Consider the following 24,269-nt stretch of genomic DNA (forward strand, 5'->3'; position numbering starts at 1 on the left):
TCAGCGCGGCGAGGCCGCGGCGAGCGGGCCGCAGCCGGCAAACGCTGGCGCTGGAGCGGCTGCGGCCACTGGGGCCCCGCCATCGCAGAGCGCAGCCGCAGCCTCGGTAGCCGCCCAGCAAGCTGCCGCCCAGCAAGCTGCTGCCACGCCAGAGGCCGCAGCGGCTCACGAGACGCTGAAAGGTGTGCTCCTGCAATTGCTGGCTGCGGATGACGTGCCCGCACCGCTGCAGGAGGCCGCCCGCCAGCTCGTCCTGCAGCTTACGGGACAGCAGCTGCTGCTCAACACGGACCGAACCGCCCCCTTCGCGCAGGTAACTCTGTTTCTGCCCTTCATTGGGGCGGACGGCGAGCAAACGGCAGCTGTCCATATAGAATCGAGGCGCGGCCGCAAAGGGGAACTGGACGCATCCAATTGCCGGCTCTGGTTTGATCTGCAAATGAAATCGCTCGGCTTGATTATGCTTGACGTCCAGGTTTTAGATAAAAAGGTTATGCTGAAAATCTACACCGAAGCAGAGGAAACCGGGCTGTTCCTGGAAGCGAGGCAGGAGGAGGTTCAGGAGGCGCTCCACACGGCTGGATATCAGTTGGTATCCCTGAAGAGTGATCTTTTGCCGTCCGTAGAGCCCGAGACCATGGGAGGAAACGAACCGGGCTCGCCGTTCTCTTACACACCGACGGCCTATAAAGGGGTGGATTACAGGGTATGAGTGACAACAACGAAGAGCTTCGCCCCTTTCAAATCAAAAAAGCCGTCGCCCTCAAATACGATCCAGCGCAAAGCGACGCCCCGGTCGTCGCTGCCAAGGGCAGCGGCTATTTGGCAGAAAAAATACTTGAAAAGGCCAAAGAGCACGGGGTTCCTGTACAGGAGGATGCCGCATTGGTCGAGGTGCTCTCAAAGTTGGATCTGGATCAGCAAATTCCGCCGGAGCTGTATACGCTTGTTGCCGAGATACTCAGCTTTATATACCGTACAGATAAGCTGGCGGAAAAGGGGATGTCTCATGAATACTGATCCGAAGGATAAGCGGCTTCGCCCATTGGACGGACGGAAAGCAAGGGGGCGGCTTGCCGAGGAAGCGGGAGCCCGCTTTTTGCTGGGGCAGGGCTACGTGCTGCTTGAGCGCAACTGGCGCTGTCGTTCAGGGGAAATCGATATCATCGCCAAGAAAGAAGGCGTCATCGTTATTGTGGAAGTGAGAAGCCGAAGCTTGCATAGCGAACGGTACGGGACGCCTGCAGAATCGATTACTCCCCGCAAAATCAAGCAAGTCAGAGAGACAGCAGCCGTGTATTTACAATGGTCGCGCCAATTGGACGAGCCCATCCGGTTCGATGTCCTGGCCGTAAGAATGGAACAGAACGAGGTAGCCACCATAGAGCACATCGTTAATGCATTTTAAAGAAATCCAATAGCCTTGCTGTCCCCAGAAGCGATAGAGTCTCCTTTCCGCTGCTAGAGGACTGCAAGGCTATGCTGTTTCGCTGCGAAAGCGCAGCTACTCGATTGTATCCGTAATCCGGCGATCAAGCTGGCGATATTGGATCGCCTCGGCGACATGACCGGCAGCAATGGTATCTGAGCCTTCCAGATCCGCTATCGTTCTGGACAGCTTGACGATCCGGTCATAGGCGCGCATGCTGAGGCCGATCGATTGCAACGTAGCTTCAAGAAGCTGCTCCGCTTCTCGGTTCATGCCAGCATATTTTCGCAGAGTCTTCCCATTTAGCTCGCTGTTGTGCGATATTTCCAGCCCAGTGTAACGCTGCCGCTGAAGCTGTCGTGCACGAAGCACAGCGGCCCTCATTTCCTCCGAGCTCAGCGGCTGCTTGTCATTCAGCCATTCGGCTGGCAGAGGAACCTCGACATGCATATCGATGCGATCCAGCAGCGGGCCGGAAATGCGCTCCCGGTATTGGGCTACCCGGTACGGGCTGCAGGTGCAGCGCGGCAGCGGCGGTTGAGCTCCAAGGTATCCGCACGGACACGGATTCAAAGAAACCGCGAGCAGAAAATTCGCTGGAAAAGTAAATGACGCCCGTGTACGGCTAATCGTCACTTTCCGTTCCTCCAGCGGCTGGCGCAGCACCTCCAGGGTACTGCGGGCAAACTCGGGCAGCTCGTCGAGAAAAAGTACGCCCTGATGAGCCAAGCTGATCTCGCCGGCTCTCGGAATGCTTCCCCCGCCGACAAGGCCGGCAGCAGATATCGTATGATGGGGAGAACGAAAAGGTCTGTTACGGATTAAGCCGGATTCCGCCTCTTTGAATTTTCCGGCGGAGCTGTAGATTTTCGTTACCTCTAGCGCTTCTTCCTCGGTCAGAGCAGGAAGGATAGACGGGAGACGGCGGATAAGCATCGTTTTGCCGGTGCCCGGGGGCCCGATAAGCATAATATTGTGCCTGCCAGCGGCGGCTATCGTCAAGGCTCGTTTCGCATGCCGCTGCCCAAGGACATCGCTGTAGTCTTCCGCAGAGGAAAGCGTCGAGGCGGGTAAACGGGACGGCCCTCTTCTCGAGCATTGCAAATGATCCAGAGACGTGATGATGAGCGGTCCTTCCTTACGGGGGGCGGCTGCCTCTCTTAAGCCAGCCTGCTCCTTTGAGAGAGAGTTCCTTGAGGGAAGGACTCCTTCCTCGGAAAGGCGCATCTCCTTCATGGAGGATAGGTCGTTTAAATGCCTTAATCCGTAAACGGATATGCCGCTGATCAGCAGCGCTTCCTCAGCATTGTCCGTCGGCAGAAGAACCCCATCAAAGCCTTGCCGCTTGGCGAGATCAACCATGGAAATGACCCCATGCACAGGACGAAGCAAACCGTCGAGAGACAGCTCCCCGATCATGAGAATACGTTCATTTTCCGGCAGTACAATCTGTTTGCTGGCCGCTAGTATCCCGAGCGCTATCGCCAGATCGAAAGCCGAGCCTTCCTTTCGCAAATCGGCTGGAGCCAAATTAATCGTCACTCGCTGCAGCGGAAAGGTATAGCCGCAGTTTTTGATCGCTGATCTTACCCGCTCTACAGCCTCCCGCACCGCCGAATCCGGCAAGCCGACAACCATGGTTTGCGGAATGCCGTTGGACAGATCCACCTCGACCTCGATTAATCTCCCGTCTATCCCGTACAGACAGGCGCTGAACAATTTTCCATACATACAAAAACACCCTTTCTTCTCTTTGCGCCAGTTGGCATGCAGGCCAAAACAGGCTGGAAAAAGGGTGCTTCCTCAATTTTCCACAAATGACTTGTCCGTATTTTAGAAGTAAACCCATGAAAAGTCAAGAATTGCAGGTTGCTTTAGAATATTTTTCTTAGATATCTATTAAAAATGTTACATTATATGCTACCGCTTTAGTTTGATGGACTCCAGAGCAATCTATCTCAATATGATATATTTTATTAGAATAAAGCAAAGAGGGGTAAATGTCTTAATTTGCCGAAAGTTCATGATTAATGGGGGATGGGGAGAGTCGGTTGTTCAAAGGGATTTCCTGAAATTGGTGAAGTCCAATTTACAACCTATATCAAAATTAGATTGAATCGATATAAAAAAGTTGTGTATAAAGAATGAATTTTTAAGGAAAGCGTTTTAAAAACATGGTACAATGATCTGGGTTTCATATGTTCACCTTAATAACCGCCTGTTGATAGGAGGATTCTACGAAATGAATATCCATGAATATCAAGGAAAAGAAGTCCTGAAGCAATACGGGGTAGCCGTGCCGAAGGGACAAGTTGCCTTTACGGTGGATGAAGCCGTGAAAGCAGCCGAGGAATTGGGCAGTCAAGTGGTTGTGGTTAAAGCCCAAATCCACGCAGGAGGCCGGGGAAAAGCCGGCGGCGTCAAAGTAGCTAAAAATTTGGATGAAGTGCGGGCATACGCCGGGGAAATTCTTGGCAAAGTGCTTGTTACTCACCAGACGGGCCCGGAGGGCAAGGAAGTAAAGCGGCTGCTGATCGAACAAGGCTGTGACATTAAGAAGGAATATTATGTCGGTGTCGTCGTAGACCGGGCAACCGGACGTGTCGTACTGATGGCTTCGGAAGAAGGCGGCACGGAAATTGAAGAGGTAGCTGCAGCTACGCCGGAGAAAATTTTCAAGGAAATCGTGGATCCAGCGATCGGCTTGCAGCCGTTCCAGGCTCGCAGATTGGCGTATGCCATCAATATTCCGAATGAGCTGGTGAACAAAGCGGCTCAGTTTATGCTGGCGCTGTATGAAGCATTTGTGGATAAGGATTGCTCTATCGCTGAAATTAACCCGCTTGTCGTAACGGGAGACGGTCAGGTTATGGCTTTGGATGCCAAACTGAACTTTGATTCCAATGCGTTATTCCGCCAGAAGGACATTTTGGCGCTTCGCGATTTGGAGGAAGAAGACGAGAAGGAAATCGAGGCCTCGAAATACGATCTGAGCTACATTGCCCTTGACGGCAATATCGGCTGCATGGTCAATGGCGCGGGTCTGGCGATGGCCACGATGGATATTATTAAATATTACGGCGGCGACCCTGCGAACTTCCTCGACGTTGGGGGCGGCGCTACAGCTGAGAAAGTAACGGAAGCTTTCAAGATCATTTTGTCCGATGCTAAGGTAAAGGGGATTTTCGTCAATATTTTTGGCGGTATCATGAAATGCGATGTCATCGCATCGGGTATTGTTGAGGCGGCGAAGCAGGTAGGTCTGGATCGTCCGCTTGTCGTACGGCTGGAAGGAACGAACGTCGAGCTCGGGAAGAATATTCTGGCGAGTTCGGGCCTTGCGATCGTCTCTGCGGATTCTATGGCAGATGGTGCTCAGAAGATCGTCGAACTTGTATCATAATCTAATCTTCTAATCCATATCAGAGGAGGCTCGAACGATGAGTATTTTGGTCGATAAAAATACGAAAGTAATTACACAGGGGATAACGGGAAAAACCGCCCTGTTCCATGCTAAAGGCGCCCTGGATTACGGTACGCAAATGGTTGGCGGAACTTCGCCGGGCAAAGGCGGAACCAAGGTGGATATCGCCCTGGAAAATGGAGAAACGGTTAGTCTTCCGGTATTCAATACCGTGAGGGAAGCGAAGGAAGCTACCGGAGCGACGGCAAGCGTTATCTATGTACCGCCTGCATTTGCAGCGGATTCCATTCTCGAAGCGGTAGAAGCGGAGATGGAGCTTGTAATTTGTATTACAGAAGGCATTCCCGTGCTCGATATGGTCAAGGTTTCCCGTTATATGGAAGGGAAGAAGACGGTATTGATCGGGCCGAACTGTCCTGGCGTGATTACGCCGGGAGAGTGCAAAATCGGAATCATGCCGGGCTACATCCATATGCCGGGCCACGTCGGCGTAGTATCGCGAAGCGGAACGCTCACGTATGAGGCGGTTCATCAGCTGACTACCCGCGGCATTGGCCAGTCTTCGGCGGTAGGTATCGGAGGCGACCCTGTTAAAGGTTCGGAGTTTATCGATATTTTGCGCCGCTTCAACGAAGATGATAACACGCATGCCGTTATCATGATCGGGGAGATCGGCGGTACAGCCGAGGAAGAGGCAGCCGAATGGATTCGCGACAATATGACGAAGCCTGTCGTTGGATTTATCGGCGGCGTTACGGCGCCTCCGGGCAAGCGCATGGGTCACGCTGGAGCGATTATTTCCGGCGGCAAGGGCACGGCGAAGGAGAAGATCGCCAAGCTGGAAGAGTGCGGCATTAAGGTCGCTCCAACTCCTTCCGAAATGGGCTCTACGCTTGTGAGCGTGCTTGAGGAACGCGGCATTCTTAATCTTTGCACGACACATTAAGAGGACTTTGATATAATAGAGGTAAAGGTAAGCAACCTTCTTGGCCAAAATGGCGGGAGGGTTGCTTTTTTTGTCTATTGAGTTCATCCATTTTATATTATGGGAGGCGCAGGGATTGGACAAGCGATCGTTAATCATTGGCTTGCACGAGAGCCAGGGAGTCGGCTGGAAGCGAATAGAGCAGCTGTTAAACTGGGACGATAATTGGGTACACGCTTTTGATTTTAGTCCCGCAGATTGGATGGAGCGTGGACTTGGAGCGGAGCTTGCCTTAAAGCTGTCAAAGACATTTACAAGCAGTTGGATCGAGGAGAGGCTGTGGCAAATGGAGCGTAAGGGGATATTTGCCATAACGATTTTCGATCCGGAGTATCCTGTATTAATGAAGGAAACCGTTCGGCCTCCCTGGGTGATGTATGGAATAGGAGATATAAATCTCCTTGATGCACCTTCAATCGCCATGGTCGGCACCCGGCTTCCAACAGCTTATGGACGCAAAGTATGCACGGAGCTGACGGAGTCGCTCTGCAACCGGGGGCTCGCCATCGTTAGCGGGCTGGCTAAAGGGATCGACGGCCAATGTCACGAAGCAGCCCTTCGGTGCGGGGGAAAAACGGTGGCCGTGCTTGGAACGGCAATAAATGTCGTTTATCCGCCGCAAAATGCTTCCTTATACCGGATGATCGCGAAGCAGGGTTTGATTTTGTCGGAATATCCGATAGGCACTCCCGGACATCCCGGTTTATTCCCGCAGCGCAATCGGATTATCGCTGGTTTAACACATGGGACGGTCGTCGTAGAAGCGGATACCCGTAGCGGGTCATTAATTACGGCAGACGCAGCGCTGGAGGCCGGGCGCGACGTATTTGCCGTTCCTGGGCCGATCACTTCACCCAAAAGCAGAGGGACGCTTGATCTCATTAAACAGGGGGCAAAAATGGTTATTCATGCCGAAGATATTTTAGAGGAGTATGAAGGTGTGCTGCCTGCTCTAATGAAGAAAGAGGAAGAAAACAGATCAAGCGACGAGTTGACAGATGAGGAGCGCCGCATATACCATATGTTGGAGCAGAGTATTTGTACATTTGATGAACTGCTGATAAAGACGAAATGGGAATTTGGACATTTACATTCAGTTCTGTTATCTTTAATCATGAAAAAAGCGGTAGTCCAACTACCCGGTTCTGTATATAAGGTAATATAGTCCATTCCTAACTGCGAGTGGTTCATAAATATGACTATATGACTTCTGAAATGGTAATTAGTTTTGAGATGTTTGAGAGGAGGATGACCCTGTGGCGGATTCACTCGTCATCGTGGAATCGCCTGCCAAGGCGAAAACGATCGGCAAATACTTAGGCAGCAAATACATCGTGAAAGCTTCAATGGGACATGTTCGCGATTTGCCCAAGAGCCAGATTGGGGTTGAAGTGGAGAATGACTTCAGTCCGAAGTATATAACAATCCGTGGTAAGGGTTCTGTATTGAAGGAATTGAAGGATGCCAGTAAAAAGGTAAAGAAAATTTATCTCGCGGCTGACCCCGATCGTGAGGGGGAAGCAATAGCCTGGCATTTGGCTCATGCGCTTGATATGGATGAGACGGAAACTTGTCGCGTTGTATTCAATGAGATCACGAAGCAAGCGGTCAAGGATGCGTTCAAGACACCGCGCAAAATCAATATGGATCTGGTGAATGCCCAGCAAGCCCGACGGATTCTCGATCGGCTTGTTGGTTACAAAATTAGTCCCTTGCTATGGAAAAAGGTTAAAAAAGGTTTGTCGGCGGGAAGAGTTCAGTCGGTTGCCGTGAAAATTATTATGGATCGGGAGAACGAAATTTCCGCTTTTGTCCCGGAAGAGTATTGGAGCATTACAGCCAAGCTGAAGACGGGAGATTCTTCATTTGAAGCGAAGTTTCATCAATTAAACGGCGAGAAGCTGGAATTGACGAATGAGGAACAGGTAAACGGCATTTTAAAATCCATCGATGGTGCAAAATTCACGGTGGCGGATGTAAAGGAGAGAGAACGTCTCCGTCATCCAGCGGCTCCGTTCACGACGAGTTCGCTGCAGCAGGAAGCGGCTCGCAAGTTGAATTTCCGTGCGGCGAAGACAATGTCGGTTGCTCAGCAGCTGTACGAAGGCGTAGATTTAGGCAAAGAGGGAACAGTAGGTCTGATTACTTATATGCGTACGGACTCTACGCGAATTGCCGAATCTGCACAAGTCGAAGCGAAGGAATATATCGTATCTAAATACGGCGATAAATATGCACCGGAAACGCCGCGCCAGTATTCGAAGAAAGCCGCTGGCTCACAGGATGCGCATGAGGCGATCCGTCCTACCTCGGCTCTCCGCGACCCGGAATCCGTAAAATCCTTTACGAGCCGCGATCAGTATCGCTTATACAAACTGATTTGGGAACGCTTTATGGCCAGCCAGATGGCCTCGGCCGTGCTTGATACCCTATCGGTCGATATCGCTGCCGGAGACGCTACGTTCCGCGCTGTAGGCTCTAAAATACGGTTTCACGGTTTTATGAAGGTATATGTAGAGGGGAACGACGATGGAACGACGGATGATGACAAATATTTGCCGCCGCTCAAAGCCGGCGATGAGCTGCAGACGGAGGACATCGAGCCGAAGCAGCATTTCACCCAGCCGCCGCCAAGATATACGGAAGCGCGTCTAGTCAAGACACTCGAGGAGCTAGGCATTGGCCGTCCTAGTACGTATGCTCCTACACTCGAGACGATTCAGAAGCGCGGCTATGTAGCGATTGAAGACAAGAAGTTCATGCCGACCGAGCTCGGAGAGCTTGTCATCGAGCAGATGGAGCAATTTTTCCCGGAAATTCTGGACGTAGAATTTACCGCTCATATGGAAGATGACCTTGATAACGTAGAGGAAGGCTCTGAGGATTGGGTACGAGTGCTGAGTGATTTTTATGAATCCTTCGAGAAGCGCCTGGAAGTCGCTGAAGAAGAGATGAAGGAAATCGAAATCGAGGATGAGGTTTCCGATGAAATTTGCGAGAAATGCGGTAAGCCGCTCGTTTATAAATTAGGACGCTTTGGAAAGTTCCTCGCATGCTCCGGTTTCCCGGACTGCCGCAACACAAAGCCGATTGTCAAGGACATCGGCGTGACCTGCCCGAAATGCAAAGAGGGCCATGTCGTTGAACGGCGCAGCAAGAAAGGCAGAGTGTTCTTCGGGTGTGACCGCTATCCGGAGTGCGACTTCGTGTCATGGGATAGACCATCGCCGAAGCCTTGTCCGAAATGCGGATCGCTGCTCGTCGAGAAGCGCAACAAGCAAGGCGGCAAGCTGCAGTGCACAGCTTGCGACCATGTCGAGCAGATCGAGGAGAATGAGGATACCTCCGATGATTAAACAACATCCAGAGCTCACGTAATGAAACATGCATTAGGGGGTAAAGAGAGTGGAACAATCAAAGAGAGTTACGGTTGTCGGCGCAGGCCTTGCCGGAAGCGAGGCTGCGTGGCAGCTCGCTAAGCGCGGCATCCCTGTAAAATTATATGAAATGCGTCCTGTTCAGCAGACGCCGGCACACCACACCGATAAATTCGCCGAGCTGGTCTGCAGCAACTCACTGCGGGCCAACAGCCTGACAAATGCCGTGGGCGTGCTTAAAGAAGAGATGCGCATGCTGGACTCCTTAGTGATAGGCGCTGCAGACCGCAATGCCGTTCCGGCAGGCGGCGCCCTAGCGGTTGACCGCGACGGCTTCTCGGGCGAGATTACTCGTACGCTGCGGGAGCATCCGCTTATTGAGGTCGTGAATGAAGAGATCCAAGAAATTCCGCAGGATGGAATCGTGATTATCGCTACGGGACCGCTGACTTCGCCAGCCTTATCGGAGCAAATCAAGCGCTTGACCAGCGAGGATTATTTTTATTTCTACGATGCGGCTGCTCCGATCGTCGAAAAGGATTCCATCGATATGAACAAAGTTTATCTCGCTTCCCGATATGATAAAGGCGAAGCGGCCTATCTGAATTGTCCGATGACGGAAGAGGAATTCGACGCGTTTTACGAAGCTCTTATTCATGCTGAAGTTGCTGAATTGAAAGAGTTCGAGAAGGAAATCTATTTCGATGGCTGCATGCCGATAGAAATTATGATGCGTCGGGGCAAGCAGACGGCTCTCTTCGGCCCGATGAAGCCGGTAGGACTCGTTAATCCTCACGACGGCAAGCTTCCTCATGCAGTCGTTCAATTGCGTCAGGACAATGCGGCAGGAACGCTCTACAATCTGGTAGGCTTTCAGACCCATCTGAAATGGGGAGAACAAAAAAGAGTATTTTCGATGATTCCCGGATTGGAAAATGCCGAGTTTGTCCGGTATGGTGTTATGCACCGGAATACATTCATCAATTCCCCTAAGCTACTTGAACCAACTTACCAGTTGAAGCAGCGGCCTACGTTGTTTTTTGCCGGACAAATGACCGGTGTAGAGGGGTATGTTGAGTCTGCCGCCTCAGGACTAATTGCAGGAATTAATGCGGCTCTCGCTGCAAACGAACAAGAAGGCATCGTTTTCCCTGAGGATACGACGCTCGGCAGCATGGCCAGGTACATTACGACGGCTGATTTCAAGCATTTCCAGCCAATGAATGCGAACTTCGGTCTATTTCCTAAGCTCGATACCCGCTACCGCAAAAAGGCGGAGAAGAACGAGGCGCTAGCTCATCGTGCATTGGACAGCTTGAAGGCATTTATTAGCGATGCCCGCATTCAAGATTAAATCGCGGTAGTATCGTCTATGCAAGTTTCATACAATGATATACGGGACCCCATAAACAGAGGAGATGGATTGTAATGATTCCTACTTTTCATGCTACCACCATTTGTGCTGTCCGCCACAACGGCAATGGAGCCATTGCCGGCGATGGACAGGTCACGTTTGGGGAAAGTGTCGTCATGAAGCAGACGGCTAAGAAGGTTCGCCGTTTATACCGGGGACAGGTCTTGGCAGGCTTTGCCGGTTCTGTGGCCGATGCCATTACTCTCTTTGAGAAGTTCGAGGGAAAGCTGGAGGAGCATCATGGCAATCTGCAGCGTGCCGCGGTGGAGCTTGCCAAGGATTGGCGCCAGGATCGGGTGCTGCGCAAGCTGGAGGCGCTCATGATCGTGATGGACAAAACCGGAATGCTTCTTATTTCCGGCGGAGGAGAAATCATTGAGCCTGATGATGATGTGCTAGCCATCGGGTCAGGGGGCAATTTTGCTTTGTCTGCCGCCCGCGCGCTTAAGCGTCATGCCGTGCAATTGGAAGCGAAGGATATTGCGCGCGAATCGCTCCTGGTCGCTTCTGAAATTTGCGTCTACACGAACAATAACATAATTGTCGAAGAACTTTGATGCGGCGCCGTTGCTCAGGCATAAATCATGCTGGGAGTGGCTGTCCATCGGATTAAATGTCCGGCGAACCGGACTTTTTTTCGTGGGCAGAGGCCTTAAAATTTAACCTTCAAAGGGGGACATACCATGACGAATCGTCATTTTACGCCAAGACAAATTGTTGCTGAGCTGGATAAGTATATTGTCGGACAAAAGCAAGCGAAAAAATCGGTGGCAGTAGCTCTGCGCAACCGCTATCGCCGCAGTCTCCTTAGCGAGGAGGTGCAGGATGAAATCGTGCCGAAAAACATTTTGATGATCGGGCCGACCGGCGTCGGTAAAACCGAGATTGCACGCCGTCTTGCGAAGCTTGTGGGCGCGCCTTTTATCAAAGTGGAGGCTACGAAATTCACCGAGGTGGGTTATGTTGGCCGGGATGTAGAATCGATGGTTCGCGATTTGATCGAGACCGCGATTCGAACCGTCAAGCTGGAGCGTACGGAGAAAGTAAAAGATAGGGCAGAAGAACTAGCGAATGAGCGGCTGGTACAGATTATTGTTCCTTCAAAGCATAAATCCAAGAGCGGTCGCAATCCGTTCGAAATGCTGTTCGGAAACCAAAATGCGAGTGAGACGCCTGCGGCGGAGGAGGCCCAGGAGGATCATTCTATCACCGAGCAGCGGCGTCAAGTTCGGGCTAAATTGGCTGCAGGTCAAATGGAAGACGATACAGTCGAGATCGAGGTAGAAGATACGGCTCCGACGATGCTGGATATGTTTGCAGGCCAAGGCAACGACCAAATGGGAATGAACATGCAGGAAATGTTCGGCAATCTTCTTCCCAAGCGCACGAAGAAGCGGAAATTGACGGTGAAGGAAGCGCGTAAAGTACTAACGCAGGAAGAGGCCAGCAAGCTGATCGATCATGACGAGCTTGTACAGGAAGCGGTGACTCGCGCCGAGCAATCAGGGATTATTTTTATCGATGAAATTGACAAGGTAGCCAGCCGCGGCGGCGGGGGCTCCGGGCCGGACGTGTCTCGTGAAGGGGTACAAAGGGATATTCTGCCGATCGTGGAGGGCTCGACAGTCATGACGAAGTATGGGCCGGTGAAAACCGACTATATTTTGTTTATTGCTGCCGGTGCGTTCCATGTCGCTAAGCCTTCGGATTTGATCCCTGAGCTTCAGGGCAGGTTCCCGATTCGCGTGGAGCTGAATAGTTTGTCCCAGGAGGACTTCGTCTCGATCCTGACGGAGCCGCAAAATGCGTTGACGAAGCAGTATACGGAATTGCTGCGCACGGAGGATATTGAAATCGAGTTCTCGGCCGAGGCCATTACAGAAATCGCAAAAATTGCCGCATCCGTAAATGCCAATACCGAGAATATCGGAGCCAGACGACTGCATACTATCCTTGAAAAACTTCTGGAGGATCTCTCTTTTGAAGCACCAGAGCTTACACTCGATAAAATGACGATTACACCGGAATATGTGCGGGAGAAACTGGGCGATATTGCCCAGGATCGCGATCTTAGCCAATTTATTCTATAGCTCTGGACATCTCTCCGAATGGAATAAAAAAGTCATTTAAGGCCGTTAGTCCCATGAAAATGGGGCGACGGCTTTTCTCTTTTTTCCGACAAGTTTAATCGGCATATAGTCTTACCTAATTATGTCGATTTTTCATAAAAATATTGAAAAATATTCAAAAAGTGTATATTTAATCGTTAAAATCTGTAAAGATAGGGCTTTTTTCTTATTGTAATAATGTCGAATCTGCTTGAAACTTAGGATATATGACATTAAGCTATATTTTGGCCTAATAGGACAATAGAAAGACTATCGAAATGGTTTATTGTCGAAAAAAAGAGGAATTTGCGAGTGAATGTTGAATAAGTTGTGAGTTGAGAATCAAAATGAAGAAATTTAATTACTAAGGGGGACAGGATGATGCAGCTTCTTAATGGCGTAGGGTTTAACAGGCTCGAAAACGCAATTCAGGCTGCCAGCACTAGGCAGCAGGTTATAGTAGATAACATAGCGAACGGAGACACCCCTTATTTCAAGCGTTCGAACGTATCCTTCGAGACCTTATTGCAGAATGAATTGAATGGCGGAATGCCTAATCTCCGGGGATATCGAACCGATTCTAGGCACTTTGTCATAGGTTCTTCCGGAAATGTGCCGGAGCCGAAAATCACGGTCGATGACAGAACAGCGATGAACAACAACTTGAACAACGTGGATATCGATAGTGAGATGAGCTTGCTCGCGGAAAATAAACTCCGGTACGATGCGTACATAGAGCAGTTGAATTACCAAATTAAAATGAAGCGTGTGGCGACAGAAGGGAGATAATGAGCGTTGAAAATTAGTAACAGTTTCAATATTAGTTCTTCAGCACTAACTGCACAACGTCTTCGGATGGATGTGATCTCCTCCAACATTGCCAACGCAAGGACAACCCGGGCTAGTATGGAGAACGGTCAAGCCGTTCCGTACCGGCGCAAGACGGTTGTTATGGCTCCGAATAAAGTCGATTTTGGAAGTACGCTGGACTCGGTGATGGGTCGTAAGCCTGCCAGCCAGGGCGTGAAGATTACCCAAATCACGGAAGACCCGACGCCATTCAAGCCGGTATACGACCCGACGCATCCCGACGCTGACGGCGAAGGATATGTCTATATGCCCAACGTAGATTTGATGAAAGAAATGGTGGACATGATTTCGGCAACACGTTCCTACGAGGCTAATATTACTGCCTTGAACGCAAGTAAAGCCATGATTTCAAAGGCATTGCAAATCGGTAAATAAACAGTCAAATTGAAGCAGTCAGGAGTTGGGAAAATTTGATAAACAACAATTTTAATCTGAATACAATTCAAAGATTAGAGGGAATAGCAGAGCCAAATAAACCCGTTATAACTTCTCCGTCAGAAGCCATTAAAAATTTCAGTTCATATTTGACTGACGCGCTGAACGGAGTAGCCGCGCAGGAAAATAACGTACAACGACTCAATGAGCAGTTTCTCCTAGGTCAAGCTAATGTGGATCAGGTCATGATCGCCTCAGAACAGGCGCTGTTAAGTTTGCAGCTCACTACGCAAGTTCGAAATAAAGTGATAGAAGCTTATCAAGAGATTATGCGTACGCAAATTTAATGAAACTAGCAAGCTGTGGATGAGGTGACATTGTGAATGAGAGAATCGCCCAGTATCGGGATCGGTTGACCGGATATTGGAATAATTTCAGCAATAAGCAAAAAACGCTTTTAATATCGACGATTGCAATTATATTACTAGCGATCATATTACTAACGATTCAATTTTCTAAGACGGAATATGAAGTGGCCTTCACGAATCTAGATAACACGGACGCTGCCGGCATTATGAGTCATCTTGATTCCAGTGGCATTCCTTATAAGCTAAGCCCGAATGGAACGAGCATTTCTGTGCCAAGCAAGGAAGCATCGCGCGTTAAGGTGGATGTTGGCTCACAGGGGATCGTTAAGAATGGTTCCATCGGCTGGGAAGCATTTAATGAAAGCTCTTCCCTTATCGGGATGACGGACAATGAATTCAGCGTGAAGTATAGAAGCGCTCTCAATGGTGAGGTCGAACAGCTGCTCAAGCGCATGAAGGGTGTGCAGGATGCGAAAGTTCTGATTAATCTGCCCGAAGAAAATGTATTTGCTAGTCCGGAAGAGCAGCAGAAGGCATCTGCCTCCATTGTTATTGGTTTTAAACCGGGATACCGCCCGAATCAGGAAGCGGTGGATGGTTATTTCAACCTCGTGAAGACATCCATACCGAACCTGCCGATTGAAAATATATCGATTTCTTCCAGTGACGACACGGTTCTCTTGCCTACAGGTCAAGGTGGAAATATCGGTTCCCTGACAACTGCCGTCCAGGAAAATATGGCACTGCAGAAAAAGTTCGAAAGTGACGTTAGTCGCAGTGTAAAACAATTTCTCTCGAAATTGACCGGGCCTGACAAAATTGAAGTGCTTGTAGCATCAACGCTTAATTTTGATCAAATTATCGAGAAAAACAATCTCGTTACCCCAGTCGATACCGAGAATATGAGGGGCATTGAGATCAGTGCCCAAAGAATTCAAAAAAGCTATACAGGCGAAGGAAATCCGGATAGTGGAATTCCAGGCACGGGAACTGAGGACGTACCGGGTTATCCTGCCGCAGGCAGCAATACCGGGGCAAGCTCGGAGGAATCCTCTTCAACGATTAACTATGAGGTTAACCGAATTACTAAGGATATCGTAGCTAGTCCGTACGTCATCAAAGATTTAACCATTAATGTAGCTGTTGAACCACCTGCCGGACAAGAAGCTTTAGATCAAACTACCCGGGATGCGATCGAGAATATTTTGACGAATATCGTCGGGTCTTATCTGGCGGATTCAGGCACTACTTATACAGACGCTGATTTACAGCGAAAAGTTTCTGTTTTCTCGCAAACTTTTCACGGTTCGGAAGAAAAAGCTTCAAGCTTGACCTTCTCCAACCCTTGGGTATGGGGAGGAGCAGTCGCTGTCCTGTTAGTCGGAGCAGGCATCGGAGCGCTTGTGTTCCGTCGCCGTAAAAATGTGAATGAAGAGGAAGAAGAGCTGCCGCTGCCTTTGCCTCCAGAATTCCCGTCAATCAACTTGGATACTATTACGAACGAAAGTCAAGTGCGTAAACAGCTGGAGACGCTGGCGAAGAAGAAGCCGGATGAATTTGTTAACCTGCTGCGCACCTGGCTGGCAGACGAGTAGAGGTGAACGTATTGTCAAAAACGATGGCTTCTGGTCTTACCGGAAAACAAAAGGCGGCTATTTTGCTGATTACGCTCGGACCTGAGGTGTCAGCACAAATATTCAAGCATTTACGTGATGAGGAAATTGAACAGCTTACACTAGAAATCGCTAACGTCCGCAAAGTGGACAGCAGCGAAAAAGATATGATTATGGCGGAATTCCACCAGATTTGCCTTGCTCAAGAATATATTACGCAAGGGGGTATTAATTACGCTAAAGAGATTCTGGAGAAAGCTCTTGGTTCGACCAAAGCGTTCGAAATCATTAACCGTTTGACTGCAACGCTGCAGGTCAGACCGTTCGATTTTGCCCGCAAGGCGGATCCTAATCAAATTTTGAACTTTATCCAGAATGAGAACGCCCAGACGATTGCTCTTGTATTGTCTTATTTGCAATTTGAGCAAGCGGCGGCAATCCTTTCATCCCTTCCGCAAGAAAAGCAGGCGGAGGTCGCACGAAGAATTGCGATGATGGACAGCACCTCTCCGGAGGTCATTTCCCAAGTGGAACGCGTGCTGGAGCAGAAGCTGTCCGCAACCGTGACGCAGGATTATACAAGCGCAGGCGGGATCGAGTCCATCGTTCAAATTTTGAATGGGGTCGACCGCGGCACGGAGCGAACGATCTTGGATTCGCTTGAAATTCAAGATCCTGAGCTGGCTGAAGAGATCAAGAAGCGGATGTTCGTATTTGAAGACATTGTTAATATTGATAACCGTTCTATTCAAAGAATTATCCGTGACATCGAAAATGCGGATTTGCAGCTTGCGCTTAAAGTGGCCAGCGAGGAAGTTAGGGAAGCGGTGTTCCGCAATATGTCCAAACGTATGTCGGATACTTTCAAAGAAGAAATGGAATTTATGGGGCCTGTTCGGCTTCGTGATGTGGAGGAAGCTCAAACTCGAATTGTAGCCACGATCCGCAGACTGGAAGAAGCTGGAGAGATTATTATAGCCCGCGGCGGAGGAGATGACATCATTGTCTAATTTGATTAAGGTGTCCCAATATGTTCCGGTCGACATTCTCAAGCAATTGAATCTGGGGAAAACCTACGAATCGCCCCAGGATCAACAATTAGATGATGAGATTTCAGATGCTCCAGTCCAGACGGTTTCCGCTGAGGATTTAGCGGCCGAAGAGACAAGGCGGCAAATGCTAAGCGATGCTAAAGAATTTGCCGAGCGACAAATCAGGGAGGCTTCGGAGCAAGCGGAAAATATGCTTGCGGAAGCCAAGCTCCAAATAGAGTCATGGTGGCAGGAGCAAAGAGAGCAGGATGAGCATTTGATTGAGGCTCTCAAATCGGAGGGGTACAGTCAGGGCTATGAAGAGGGCAAGCTCCAAGCCGAGCAATCGCTTCAAGAAAAAATCGAACAAATGATGAGCGAGGCAAGTGCCGTACTGCAGCAAGCTTATGCGGAGAGAGAACGAATCATCCAGGAAGCTGAGCCTTTCGTTGTGGAATTAAGCTGCTCCATCGCCGAGAAAGTGATTGATAAGCAATTGGGTCTTGAGCCCGATTATGTACTGGAGCTTGTAAAGAGAAGCTTGTCCAGAAAGAGGGAGCAAGGCGTGATTACGCTTTGTGTAGCTCCAGCGCAATTTCCTTTCGTCCAAGCCGCAAGAGAAGAGCTTAGTCTGGTCATCGATTCGCAAGCCGATCTGCAAATTCTGCCGGATGCGACAGTTCAGGATCGCGGCTGCGTGATCCGATCCGCGTTCGGTAGTGTAGATGCCAGAATTGATACGCAGCTTGCCGAAATCAAGAAGGAACTGCTGCGAATCTCACTCGACAATGAAGACTATTCGGGGACGAGCTCATGACGAAATTTGATACGGCGAAATATATGGATCATCTTCGGCAAATGGATCCAGTCCGGATCAACGGGAAGGTTACTCAGGTTATCGGGCTTATGGTTGAATCGGAGGGGCCGGATGCGAGCATTGGAGACCTTTGCTACATTTACCCGAGTAAATCTTCGGAGCCTCTCAGAGCCGAAGTGGTAGGATTTCGGGATAACAAGGTGCTGCTCATGCCCCTCGGAGATCTGCAATCGATCGGGCCGGGCTGCGATGTGGTTGGAACAGGCAAGCCCTTAACGGTACAGGTCGGCTCGGAACTGCTCGGCAAAGTGCTCGATGGGCTTGGCCAGCCGCTGGATGGTTCGGTCATCCCGGCCCGGATGGGACATTATTCAACGTATAACAAGCCGATGAATCCGCTGAATCGACCGCGCGTCGCACAACCGATCGATATCGGGGTCAGAGCCATTGATGGATTGCTTACAATTGGTAAAGGGCAGCGGGTTGGGATCTTTGCCGGATCCGGTGTTGGTAAAAGTACGCTTATGGGCATGATTGCCCGCAATACTTCCGCCGATGTCAACGTGATTGCGCTGGTCGGCGAACGCGGGCGCGAGGTGCTCGATTTTATCGAACGCGATCTTGGCCCGGAAGGTCTTGAACGCTCCGTCGTTATCGTTGCTACCTCGGATCAGCCTGCATTGATTCGGATGAAGGGTGCTCTGATCGCAACGACGATTGCGGAATACTTCCGCGACCGCGGACTGAACGTCATGCTGATGATGGATTCCGTAACACGCTATGCCATGGCGCTGCGCGAGGTTGGACTGGCTATAGGGGAGCCGCCTGCAATGAGAGGATATACGCCCTCTGTCTTTGCGGCTCTGCCGAAGCTTATGGAACGGGCGGGAACGGGACCGACCGGCTCTATTACAGCTTTTTACACCGTGCTTGTCGATGGAGATGACATGAATGAACCTATTGCCGATGCGGTGAGGGGGATTTTGGACGGACATATTGTGCTGAACAGGAATATTGCGAACAAAGGTCATTTCCCGGCTATCGACATTTTGGCCAGCATCAGCCGGGTTATGAAGGATATCGTGCCGGAGGAGCAGAGCGAAGCGGCTGATAATTTAAAGAGGCTGCTGTCGGTATATAGAGATTCCGAGGATCTGATTAATATCGGAGCTTATCAAAGGGGCTCGAACAGCGATATTGATGAGGCTTTGGATTACATCGACAGCATTTGGAGCTTTACGAGGCAAAAAGTGAATGAGAAAGCGACATTATCTGAAGTACAGGAACGTTTAATTGCTGAATTTGCGAGGAGATGACGAGTAGAGGATGAGGTTCCATTACGTCTATCAGAAAGTTGTCGATTTGAAATCCAATCAGAAGACGCAAGCGGAATGGCTATTATCCGCTGCCGTTGGTCAACTGCAGGCGGAGCAGCGCTCTCTGGAATTGCTGGAGGAAGACAAAGTGAAAACTTTCTCGGCAATTCAGTCGGAGATGGAGAATAAAGCATCGATGATCAAGCTCCAGGAATTGCAGCGGTATATGGATTATTTGGAGAACTGCATCTCGATCAAGATCGGAGATATCCAGCGAGCAGAAGTAAATGTCGAGAAGAAAAAGGCCGTTTTGAACGGCAAAATGCTTGATGAGAAAGTATGGCTCAAGGCTAAGGAAAAGGCGAAGGCCAAATATCAGCACGAAATGCTTCTTCGGGAACAAAACGAACTGGATGAGATTGCAACAGTCCGGTTTGCCATGAGAGCCCGGTAAGGAGTAACACGGGCATCAGTGATGGGTTTGCGAAGGAGGGAATAGGAATGGCGCAGGCTGATTTAGAAGAAGATTTGGAATCGGGTGGCGGGTTTGCAAGGTTTTTGTTTTTTGTCACCCCGATCCTGTTTACGGTTGTCCTACTGGCTGTCCTATTGACGCTGTTCAATATGAACTTTCGGGCGACAATGATTGATTTTGGCAACAAGATACCGATCGTTAGAAACTTTGTGCCTGACCCGGAAGGTGTGGCAGCTGAAGAGGAGACCAAGGAAGAAAAAGCGAAGAAGCAGGCCGAAAGTACAGAGGCCACTTTGAAGGAATTGAAGGAGCAGGTAGCTCAAAAAGATGCAGAATTAGAAGCGGCGAATCGTCAGGCTACGGAGCAGGAGGATAAAGTAAAGCAGCTTCAAGCACAATTGGATGCCGCTTTGACGGAAACGATCGAGAAGGAAGAAGCAGCCAAGGATGAGGCTTACCAGAAAGAGGTCAAGAAGCTGTCCCAGCTGTACGCGCAGATGAGTCCGAGCAAAGCAGCGGCCATTTTAGAGAAATTAACGGTGGATGAAACGCTGCAAATGCTCAGTCTAATGAACAATGAGAGCAAAGTCGCGATTCTCGAAAAAATGGATCCTCAAAAAGCGGCCGACATCTCCATTCTTCTCAAGGACGCAAAGCCTGCTGAGGATATGGCAATAGCCGCTTTGCAGTCCAGGCTGAAGAAGGATGCGGAGTCTGCGGCTCAAGCTGCTGCCACTCCGGCAGGCTTGGATGAAAAGCAGTTAGGTCAGACATTTGCGGGGATGTCTGCGGACGCAGCTTCCAAGCTGATTATCCAGACGCATAAAATTAGTCCGGATAAAGCTTTGAAAATATTGAACTCCGTTGACGATGGAACACGTTCCAAAATATTGGCTGCGATGACGAAAGAAGACGAAGAGCTTACTGCCAAAATTCTAAACAAGCTCGTGAGCAAGTAACGGATCATCTCTACTTTTTGGGAAAGGAGGTGAACAAAAAATGAGCCAACTCATATCTAATTTATCTGCAGGAAATGCTGCAAATGGAATTTTGGTTACGGCAAACGGCAAAGCGGATGCAGCTCAAGTGAACGGCAAAACTTTTGATCAGACTTTAGTGGCAATGCTGTTAGGGACAGCGTCAGCTGAAGAAGGAACATCTTTACCTTCATTGGCATTGCTAGGGTTAACGAACTCAGGCGAGCAGGAAATGAGCGATGCTGAGCTTGAAAACCTGAATGCGATGATCGAAAACTTGCTAGGGCAATTGAACGAGCTTGATCAGGCGATGGTGGATAACCCTTCTTTGCTGCTCGTCCTTCAAGCATGGCTGCAAGGAGTTCAAACGGTCACGCAGCCTCGAGGCAGCGAAGCTGCTTTGGGGGAAGGAACAGAAGCTGTTGAAATTCCAATTCTTGCTCGACATCCGGAGACGATGCGCTTTGCAATTCAAGATGCATTGGTACAGCTCATGCAGACAACTGAACAGCAGAATACGTCGGTACCTTCAACGCTGCAGTCTCGGCAGCTGCTTGAAGTGCTGCAGCTAGTGCTTGGGGCGCAACAACAAACCAGCAGCCAAGCGGTTGACCAGGCTTCCGGAGGAAATACAGCGAATAATAATTGGATTTCTTCTCTGGAAAGAAGCATCCAGGCGATCATGAATGGGGTATCTAACCAGGCGACTGGGAATGGAACGCAGCAGCAGAACACTCAATCATCAGCATTTCAAGCGGCCTTGGCGAAAAATGCTGGCCAGAGTATCCAAGCATCCCCTTTGGTGAGCACGGTAATTGCCACGGATTATACAGCGGGAGTTGAGGGTGCAGATGATACAAGCAATGGATTGCATACCGGCAGTATTGTAACAGCAGGTCAACTTGCGATGCGTGAAACGGTAACCTCTCCATTGAAGCCGGCAGCAGCTGCAGCGCCTGCAGTGCCTGTAGAGCAATTCGGCAAGGAAATAAGCGGGTTTCTAGTAAATAAGTTTGAAATCGTTAAGCTTCAAGGCATGTCGCAAGCTAGAATTTCCCTTTATCCAGAGCACCTAGGTCAAGTCGATGTGAAAATTACGATGCAAAACGGCCAATTAATCGCTCAATTCGTGACGGAGCACGCTTTTGCTCGTGAATCCTTGGAAGGCCAAATGGCGCAGCTGAGATCAGCACTCCAGGCCCAAGGCCTGCAAGTCAGCAAGCTAGAGGTGACGCAGAATTCTTCCCTGTCCTCACATATGTACCAGGATGGAAGGCAGCAGAGCGGCGACACGAACCAGCAGCAAAATAACAAACGGCGCGAAGTGCGCGAAGAAGATGTACTGGCTTTGGGTGACTTGAACGACGAATGGAATGAATGGATTTCCGAGGTAAGAGCTCGGGAAGAGAACTATGGCAGCTCCTTTGTCGCCAGAGTTTAACGGAAAGGAGGAAAGGCCGTGTCCAATTTTACAACTGTAGCTTGGCCGGGATATTCAGCACAGAATGTTACAACCGCCAAGAGCAAAGAAGACAACCAAACTCTGGGCAAAGACCAGTTTCTAAAAATATTGATCACCCAGCTGCAAAATCAGGATCCAATGCAGCCGCTTCAGGACAAAGAATTTATTGCTCAAATGGCTACGTTCACGTCCGTGGAGCAGCTGATGAATATTTCCAAACAGCTGGATGTCATGAACCAGTCCTTAGGAACGGTATCGGGACTGATTGGCAAACGGGTATCGTGGATTTCAACGGAAAAAACCGGCGAATACGATATTAAGACGGGCGAGTCAACTGTTACCTCAACAGGCAGCGGTATCGTTGAAGGAATTGTTATCCGTGATAATGTTCAATATGCCAAAGTGGGCGCCAAAGAGATTAAGTTGTCGGATATTCTGGAAATTGAAGATGTACCAGAGGAGACGTCACCTGGGAATCCCGAATTACCTGGAGACCCGGCAGATCCAGCACCAGAAACGGGAAATGAGACTCCCGGTACGGAGGCACCAGGTACTCCTGCAGATAACTCATCCGAATCTGGCTCGGAGCAGTCTGAAACCCAGAACGGCTCTTCAAATGGAGCTGATACGCCATGAATGATCCAATCCGCATAGGCAGCCTGTATCCCGGACGAATTCAGCCCAATGCATTACACCAGGTTAAAAATTCGGGAGTGCTTAAATCGCAGGATGCATCGTTTGAAGAAATGCTGCAGAATCGGCTGCTTCACTTCAGCAATCATGCCGTGAAGCGTCTTGAACAACGCGGTATTCAATTGCGGCCTGAGCAGCTTCATCAGATTGAATCTGCTATCGATAACGCTGCAGCCAAAGGAGCCAAGGATTCGCTCATTTTAATGAAGGATATGGCTCTTATCGTGAATGTGCATAATCGGACGGTAGTCACTGCGATGGACGGTAACAGCATGAAAGACAATGTGTTCACACAAATCGATAGTGCCATTATTATCTCTTAATTGGCTGGCCCGGAAACGGAGAGCCGACAAGTCACGGATCGACTGAAGTGGCTTTAGCAAACATCTTTCCAAGGAGGAATAGAGTAAATGTTAAGATCGATGTATTCGGGCGTATCTGGAATGCGCGGATTTCAAACGAAGCTGGACGTTATCGGCAACAACATCGCGAACGTCAATACTGTAGGGTTCAAAGCAGGACGAGTGATGTTTAAGGATATTATGAGCCAGACGATTTCCGGTGTCACTGCTCCTACAGATGATGGAGCTGGCGGTATCAATGCCAAACAAATCGGGCTTGGCGTATCGATCGGTTCCATTGACACTCTGCATACAGCAGGGAGCGCAATGACAACGAATAATCCGCTTGATTTACGGATTGATGGGGATGGTTTCTTTATGGTGACCCTCTCCGAGGATCAGGAGGTTCCATTCTTGACCCGAGCAGGGGATTTCCATCTGGATGCGGCCCGTCAACTGGTTACCTCCGATGGCTTGCGTGTTTGCAGCGCAGACGGAGCACCGCTTGAGGCATTGGATGAAGGAGTAGTTGCCTTTACGATTGCTCAAGATGGCACGATCATGCAGAAGATGGAGGACGGCGAAATTGTTGCGGGCGAATCCATCGGGGTTGCTCGTGTAGTTAACCCAGAAGGCTTGGAGAAAATTGGCGGCAACCTGTATCGCTTGACTCCGAATGCCAGCATGGATGATCTGGAGCCGACGACAGGTAACGACCCTGAGGCTGGAACTGGCGCGATCATTTCGGGTCAGCTCGAAATGTCCAACGTCGACCTTACCGGTGAATTTACGGAAATGATCGTAGCGCAACGCGGATTCCAAGCTAACTCCCGCATCATTACCACATCCGATGAAGTGCTGCAGGAAGTCGTAAATCTGAAGCGTTAAGTGATTGATTAGCGGGGGAGGATATGCTCCTTCCTCCGCCTCATTTTTTCAAATACGGATTCCCGTGTTCGAATGGAGGGTTAGCATGATATCTGTAACGCGTTTGAATGGAACACAGGCATGGCTGAATGCCATGATGATTGAGACGGTAGAAGAAACTCCTGATACATATGTAACCCTCGTTACGGGCAAGCGTATGATCGTGCTGGAGAAGGCAACCGACATCATCGCGAAGGTGAATGAGTACTACAGTGAGATCGGAATCCATGCAGCAACCATTAAAGTGCAACAAACGGAGGAATAGTC

Annotated in this window: 24 protein-coding genes and 1 pseudogene; 24 read left to right on the forward strand and 1 reads right to left on the reverse strand. The window is 49.8% G+C overall.

The window, feature by feature from the left end; genetic code table 11:
* From ACE3MQ_RS19990 to ACE3MQ_RS20000, 3 genes and pseudogenes are all read left to right on the forward strand, one after another.
* Positions 1–712: pseudogene (locus tag ACE3MQ_RS19990) on the forward strand (flagellar hook-length control protein FliK); the annotation flags it as partial.
* The gene (locus ACE3MQ_RS19995; protein ID WP_379395935.1) at positions 709–1,020 is read left to right on the forward strand and encodes an EscU/YscU/HrcU family type III secretion system export apparatus switch protein; all 312 of its coding nucleotides are present in this window, start codon (positions 709–711) and stop codon (positions 1,018–1,020) included. The pseudogene ACE3MQ_RS19990 and the gene ACE3MQ_RS19995, both read left to right, overlap by 4 nt.
* A complete protein-coding gene (locus ACE3MQ_RS20000) occupies positions 1,010–1,408 on the forward strand; it encodes a YraN family protein (RefSeq protein ID WP_379395937.1) in 399 nt (132 codons plus the stop codon). Before ACE3MQ_RS19995 ends, ACE3MQ_RS20000 begins: the two co-directional genes overlap by 11 nt.
* A 96-nt stretch (positions 1,409–1,504) precedes the next feature.
* Here ACE3MQ_RS20000 and ACE3MQ_RS20005 read toward each other — a convergent pair whose 3' ends face one another.
* Positions 1,505–3,160, reverse strand: a complete 1,656-nt coding sequence (locus ACE3MQ_RS20005; protein ID WP_379395939.1) for a YifB family Mg chelatase-like AAA ATPase — start codon at positions 3,158–3,160, stop codon at positions 1,505–1,507.
* 511 nt (positions 3,161–3,671) lie between these two features.
* On the opposite strand from ACE3MQ_RS20005, the gene sucC reads away from it, so the two are divergent.
* From sucC to ACE3MQ_RS20110, 21 genes are all read left to right on the forward strand, one after another.
* Positions 3,672–4,832: an ADP-forming succinate--CoA ligase subunit beta gene (gene sucC, locus ACE3MQ_RS20010; protein WP_379395941.1), complete on the forward strand. Its 1,161-nt coding sequence runs from the start codon at positions 3,672–3,674 to the stop codon at positions 4,830–4,832.
* Between the two features lie 37 nt (positions 4,833–4,869).
* Complete coding sequence (sucD, locus tag ACE3MQ_RS20015) at positions 4,870–5,799, forward strand: succinate--CoA ligase subunit alpha (RefSeq protein WP_379395943.1); 930 nt, start codon at positions 4,870–4,872, stop codon at positions 5,797–5,799.
* Positions 5,800–5,914: 115 nt separating this feature from the next.
* On the forward strand, positions 5,915–7,003 hold the full coding sequence (gene dprA / locus ACE3MQ_RS20020) for a DNA-processing protein DprA (protein ID WP_379396265.1): 1,089 nt from the start codon (positions 5,915–5,917) through the stop codon (positions 7,001–7,003).
* 91 nt (positions 7,004–7,094) lie between these two features.
* Positions 7,095–9,194 (forward strand): type I DNA topoisomerase, encoded by a 2,100-nt coding sequence (gene topA, locus ACE3MQ_RS20025; protein WP_379395945.1) that lies wholly within the window; start codon positions 7,095–7,097, stop codon positions 9,192–9,194.
* 49 nt (positions 9,195–9,243) lie between these two features.
* Entirely contained in the window at positions 9,244–10,569 is a 1,326-nt protein-coding gene (gene trmFO / locus ACE3MQ_RS20030) for a methylenetetrahydrofolate--tRNA-(uracil(54)-C(5))-methyltransferase (FADH(2)-oxidizing) TrmFO (protein WP_379395947.1), read from the forward strand.
* A gap of 74 nt (positions 10,570–10,643) precedes the next feature.
* Positions 10,644–11,186: an ATP-dependent protease subunit HslV gene (gene hslV, locus ACE3MQ_RS20035; protein WP_379395949.1), complete on the forward strand. Its 543-nt coding sequence runs from the start codon at positions 10,644–10,646 to the stop codon at positions 11,184–11,186.
* A gap of 126 nt (positions 11,187–11,312) precedes the next feature.
* Entirely contained in the window at positions 11,313–12,719 is a 1,407-nt protein-coding gene (gene hslU, locus ACE3MQ_RS20040; protein ID WP_379395951.1) for an ATP-dependent protease ATPase subunit HslU, read from the forward strand.
* Positions 12,720–13,118: 399 nt separating this feature from the next.
* Positions 13,119–13,526 carry a flagellar basal body rod protein FlgB gene (gene flgB / locus ACE3MQ_RS20045; protein ID WP_379396267.1) on the forward strand — a complete coding sequence of 136 codons (408 nt, stop codon included), beginning with the start codon at positions 13,119–13,121 and terminating at the stop codon, positions 13,524–13,526.
* Positions 13,527–13,532: 6 nt separating this feature from the next.
* Positions 13,533–13,982, forward strand: coding sequence for a flagellar basal body rod protein FlgC (gene flgC / locus ACE3MQ_RS20050; protein ID WP_379395953.1), 450 nt, complete (start codon positions 13,533–13,535; stop codon positions 13,980–13,982).
* An 8-nt stretch (positions 13,983–13,990) separates the two neighbouring features.
* Positions 13,991–14,329, forward strand: coding sequence for a flagellar hook-basal body complex protein FliE (gene fliE / locus ACE3MQ_RS20055; protein WP_379396269.1), 339 nt, complete (start codon positions 13,991–13,993; stop codon positions 14,327–14,329).
* Between the two features lie 32 nt (positions 14,330–14,361).
* Complete coding sequence (gene fliF, locus ACE3MQ_RS20060) at positions 14,362–15,945, forward strand: flagellar basal-body MS-ring/collar protein FliF (RefSeq protein WP_379395955.1); 1,584 nt, start codon at positions 14,362–14,364, stop codon at positions 15,943–15,945.
* Between the two features lie 23 nt (positions 15,946–15,968).
* Positions 15,969–16,973: a flagellar motor switch protein FliG gene (gene fliG / locus ACE3MQ_RS20065; RefSeq protein ID WP_379396271.1), complete on the forward strand. Its 1,005-nt coding sequence runs from the start codon at positions 15,969–15,971 to the stop codon at positions 16,971–16,973.
* A complete protein-coding gene (locus ACE3MQ_RS20070) occupies positions 16,966–17,811 on the forward strand; it encodes a FliH/SctL family protein (protein WP_379395958.1) in 846 nt (281 codons plus the stop codon). The genes fliG and ACE3MQ_RS20070 overlap by 8 nt, the downstream gene beginning before the upstream one ends.
* Positions 17,808–19,127 carry a flagellar protein export ATPase FliI gene (gene fliI / locus ACE3MQ_RS20075; protein WP_379395960.1) on the forward strand — a complete coding sequence of 440 codons (1,320 nt, stop codon included), beginning with the start codon at positions 17,808–17,810 and terminating at the stop codon, positions 19,125–19,127. Before ACE3MQ_RS20070 ends, fliI begins: the two co-directional genes overlap by 4 nt.
* 10 nt (positions 19,128–19,137) lie before the next feature.
* A complete protein-coding gene (gene fliJ / locus ACE3MQ_RS20080) occupies positions 19,138–19,581 on the forward strand; it encodes a flagellar export protein FliJ (RefSeq protein ID WP_379395963.1) in 444 nt (147 codons plus the stop codon).
* A gap of 47 nt (positions 19,582–19,628) precedes the next feature.
* A complete protein-coding gene (locus tag ACE3MQ_RS20085; RefSeq protein ID WP_379395965.1) occupies positions 19,629–20,561 on the forward strand; it encodes a MotE family protein in 933 nt (310 codons plus the stop codon).
* 40 nt (positions 20,562–20,601) lie between these two features.
* A complete protein-coding gene (locus tag ACE3MQ_RS20090; RefSeq protein ID WP_379395967.1) occupies positions 20,602–22,020 on the forward strand; it encodes a flagellar hook-length control protein FliK in 1,419 nt (472 codons plus the stop codon).
* A gap of 18 nt (positions 22,021–22,038) precedes the next feature.
* A complete protein-coding gene (locus ACE3MQ_RS20095; protein ID WP_379395969.1) occupies positions 22,039–22,677 on the forward strand; it encodes a flagellar hook capping FlgD N-terminal domain-containing protein in 639 nt (212 codons plus the stop codon).
* On the forward strand, positions 22,674–23,057 hold the full coding sequence (locus ACE3MQ_RS20100; RefSeq protein ID WP_379395971.1) for a TIGR02530 family flagellar biosynthesis protein: 384 nt from the start codon (positions 22,674–22,676) through the stop codon (positions 23,055–23,057). The genes ACE3MQ_RS20095 and ACE3MQ_RS20100 overlap by 4 nt, the downstream gene beginning before the upstream one ends.
* 87 nt (positions 23,058–23,144) lie before the next feature.
* The gene (flgG, locus tag ACE3MQ_RS20105; protein ID WP_379395973.1) at positions 23,145–23,963 is read left to right on the forward strand and encodes a flagellar basal body rod protein FlgG; all 819 of its coding nucleotides are present in this window, start codon (positions 23,145–23,147) and stop codon (positions 23,961–23,963) included.
* Between the two features lie 85 nt (positions 23,964–24,048).
* The gene (locus ACE3MQ_RS20110) at positions 24,049–24,267 is read left to right on the forward strand and encodes a flagellar FlbD family protein (protein WP_379395975.1); all 219 of its coding nucleotides are present in this window, start codon (positions 24,049–24,051) and stop codon (positions 24,265–24,267) included.
* Positions 24,268–24,269 lie beyond the last annotated feature (2 nt).

The organism is Paenibacillus lentus (assembly GCF_042714055.1).
In the GTDB taxonomy this organism is placed as follows: domain Bacteria; phylum Bacillota; class Bacilli; order Paenibacillales; family Paenibacillaceae; genus Fontibacillus; species Fontibacillus lentus_A.

Excerpts from the sequence above, each read along its gene's own strand:
- ACE3MQ_RS20000 (WP_379395937.1), top strand. The coding sequence starts at position 1,010 with ATGAATACTGATCCGAAGGATAAGCGGCTTCGCCCATTGGACGGACGG.
- hslV (WP_379395949.1), top strand. The coding sequence starts at position 10,644 with ATGATTCCTACTTTTCATGCTACCACCATTTGTGCTGTCCGCCACAAC.
- ACE3MQ_RS20100 (WP_379395971.1), top strand. The coding sequence starts at position 22,674 with ATGAATGATCCAATCCGCATAGGCAGCCTGTATCCCGGACGAATTCAG.
- fliJ (WP_379395963.1), top strand. The coding sequence starts at position 19,138 with ATGAGGTTCCATTACGTCTATCAGAAAGTTGTCGATTTGAAATCCAAT.
- hslU (WP_379395951.1), top strand. The coding sequence starts at position 11,313 with ATGACGAATCGTCATTTTACGCCAAGACAAATTGTTGCTGAGCTGGAT.
- ACE3MQ_RS20085 (WP_379395965.1), top strand. The coding sequence starts at position 19,629 with ATGGCGCAGGCTGATTTAGAAGAAGATTTGGAATCGGGTGGCGGGTTT.
- ACE3MQ_RS20090 (WP_379395967.1), top strand. The coding sequence starts at position 20,602 with ATGAGCCAACTCATATCTAATTTATCTGCAGGAAATGCTGCAAATGGA.
- ACE3MQ_RS20005 (WP_379395939.1), bottom strand. The coding sequence starts at position 3,160 with ATGTATGGAAAATTGTTCAGCGCCTGTCTGTACGGGATAGACGGGAGA.
- ACE3MQ_RS19995 (WP_379395935.1), top strand. The coding sequence starts at position 709 with ATGAGTGACAACAACGAAGAGCTTCGCCCCTTTCAAATCAAAAAAGCC.
- flgB (WP_379396267.1), top strand. The coding sequence starts at position 13,119 with ATGCAGCTTCTTAATGGCGTAGGGTTTAACAGGCTCGAAAACGCAATT.
- ACE3MQ_RS20110 (WP_379395975.1), top strand. The coding sequence starts at position 24,049 with ATGATATCTGTAACGCGTTTGAATGGAACACAGGCATGGCTGAATGCC.
- fliG (WP_379396271.1), top strand. The coding sequence starts at position 15,969 with ATGGCTTCTGGTCTTACCGGAAAACAAAAGGCGGCTATTTTGCTGATT.
- fliI (WP_379395960.1), top strand. The coding sequence starts at position 17,808 with ATGACGAAATTTGATACGGCGAAATATATGGATCATCTTCGGCAAATG.
- sucC (WP_379395941.1), top strand. The coding sequence starts at position 3,672 with ATGAATATCCATGAATATCAAGGAAAAGAAGTCCTGAAGCAATACGGG.
- flgG (WP_379395973.1), top strand. The coding sequence starts at position 23,145 with ATGTTAAGATCGATGTATTCGGGCGTATCTGGAATGCGCGGATTTCAA.
- sucD (WP_379395943.1), top strand. The coding sequence starts at position 4,870 with ATGAGTATTTTGGTCGATAAAAATACGAAAGTAATTACACAGGGGATA.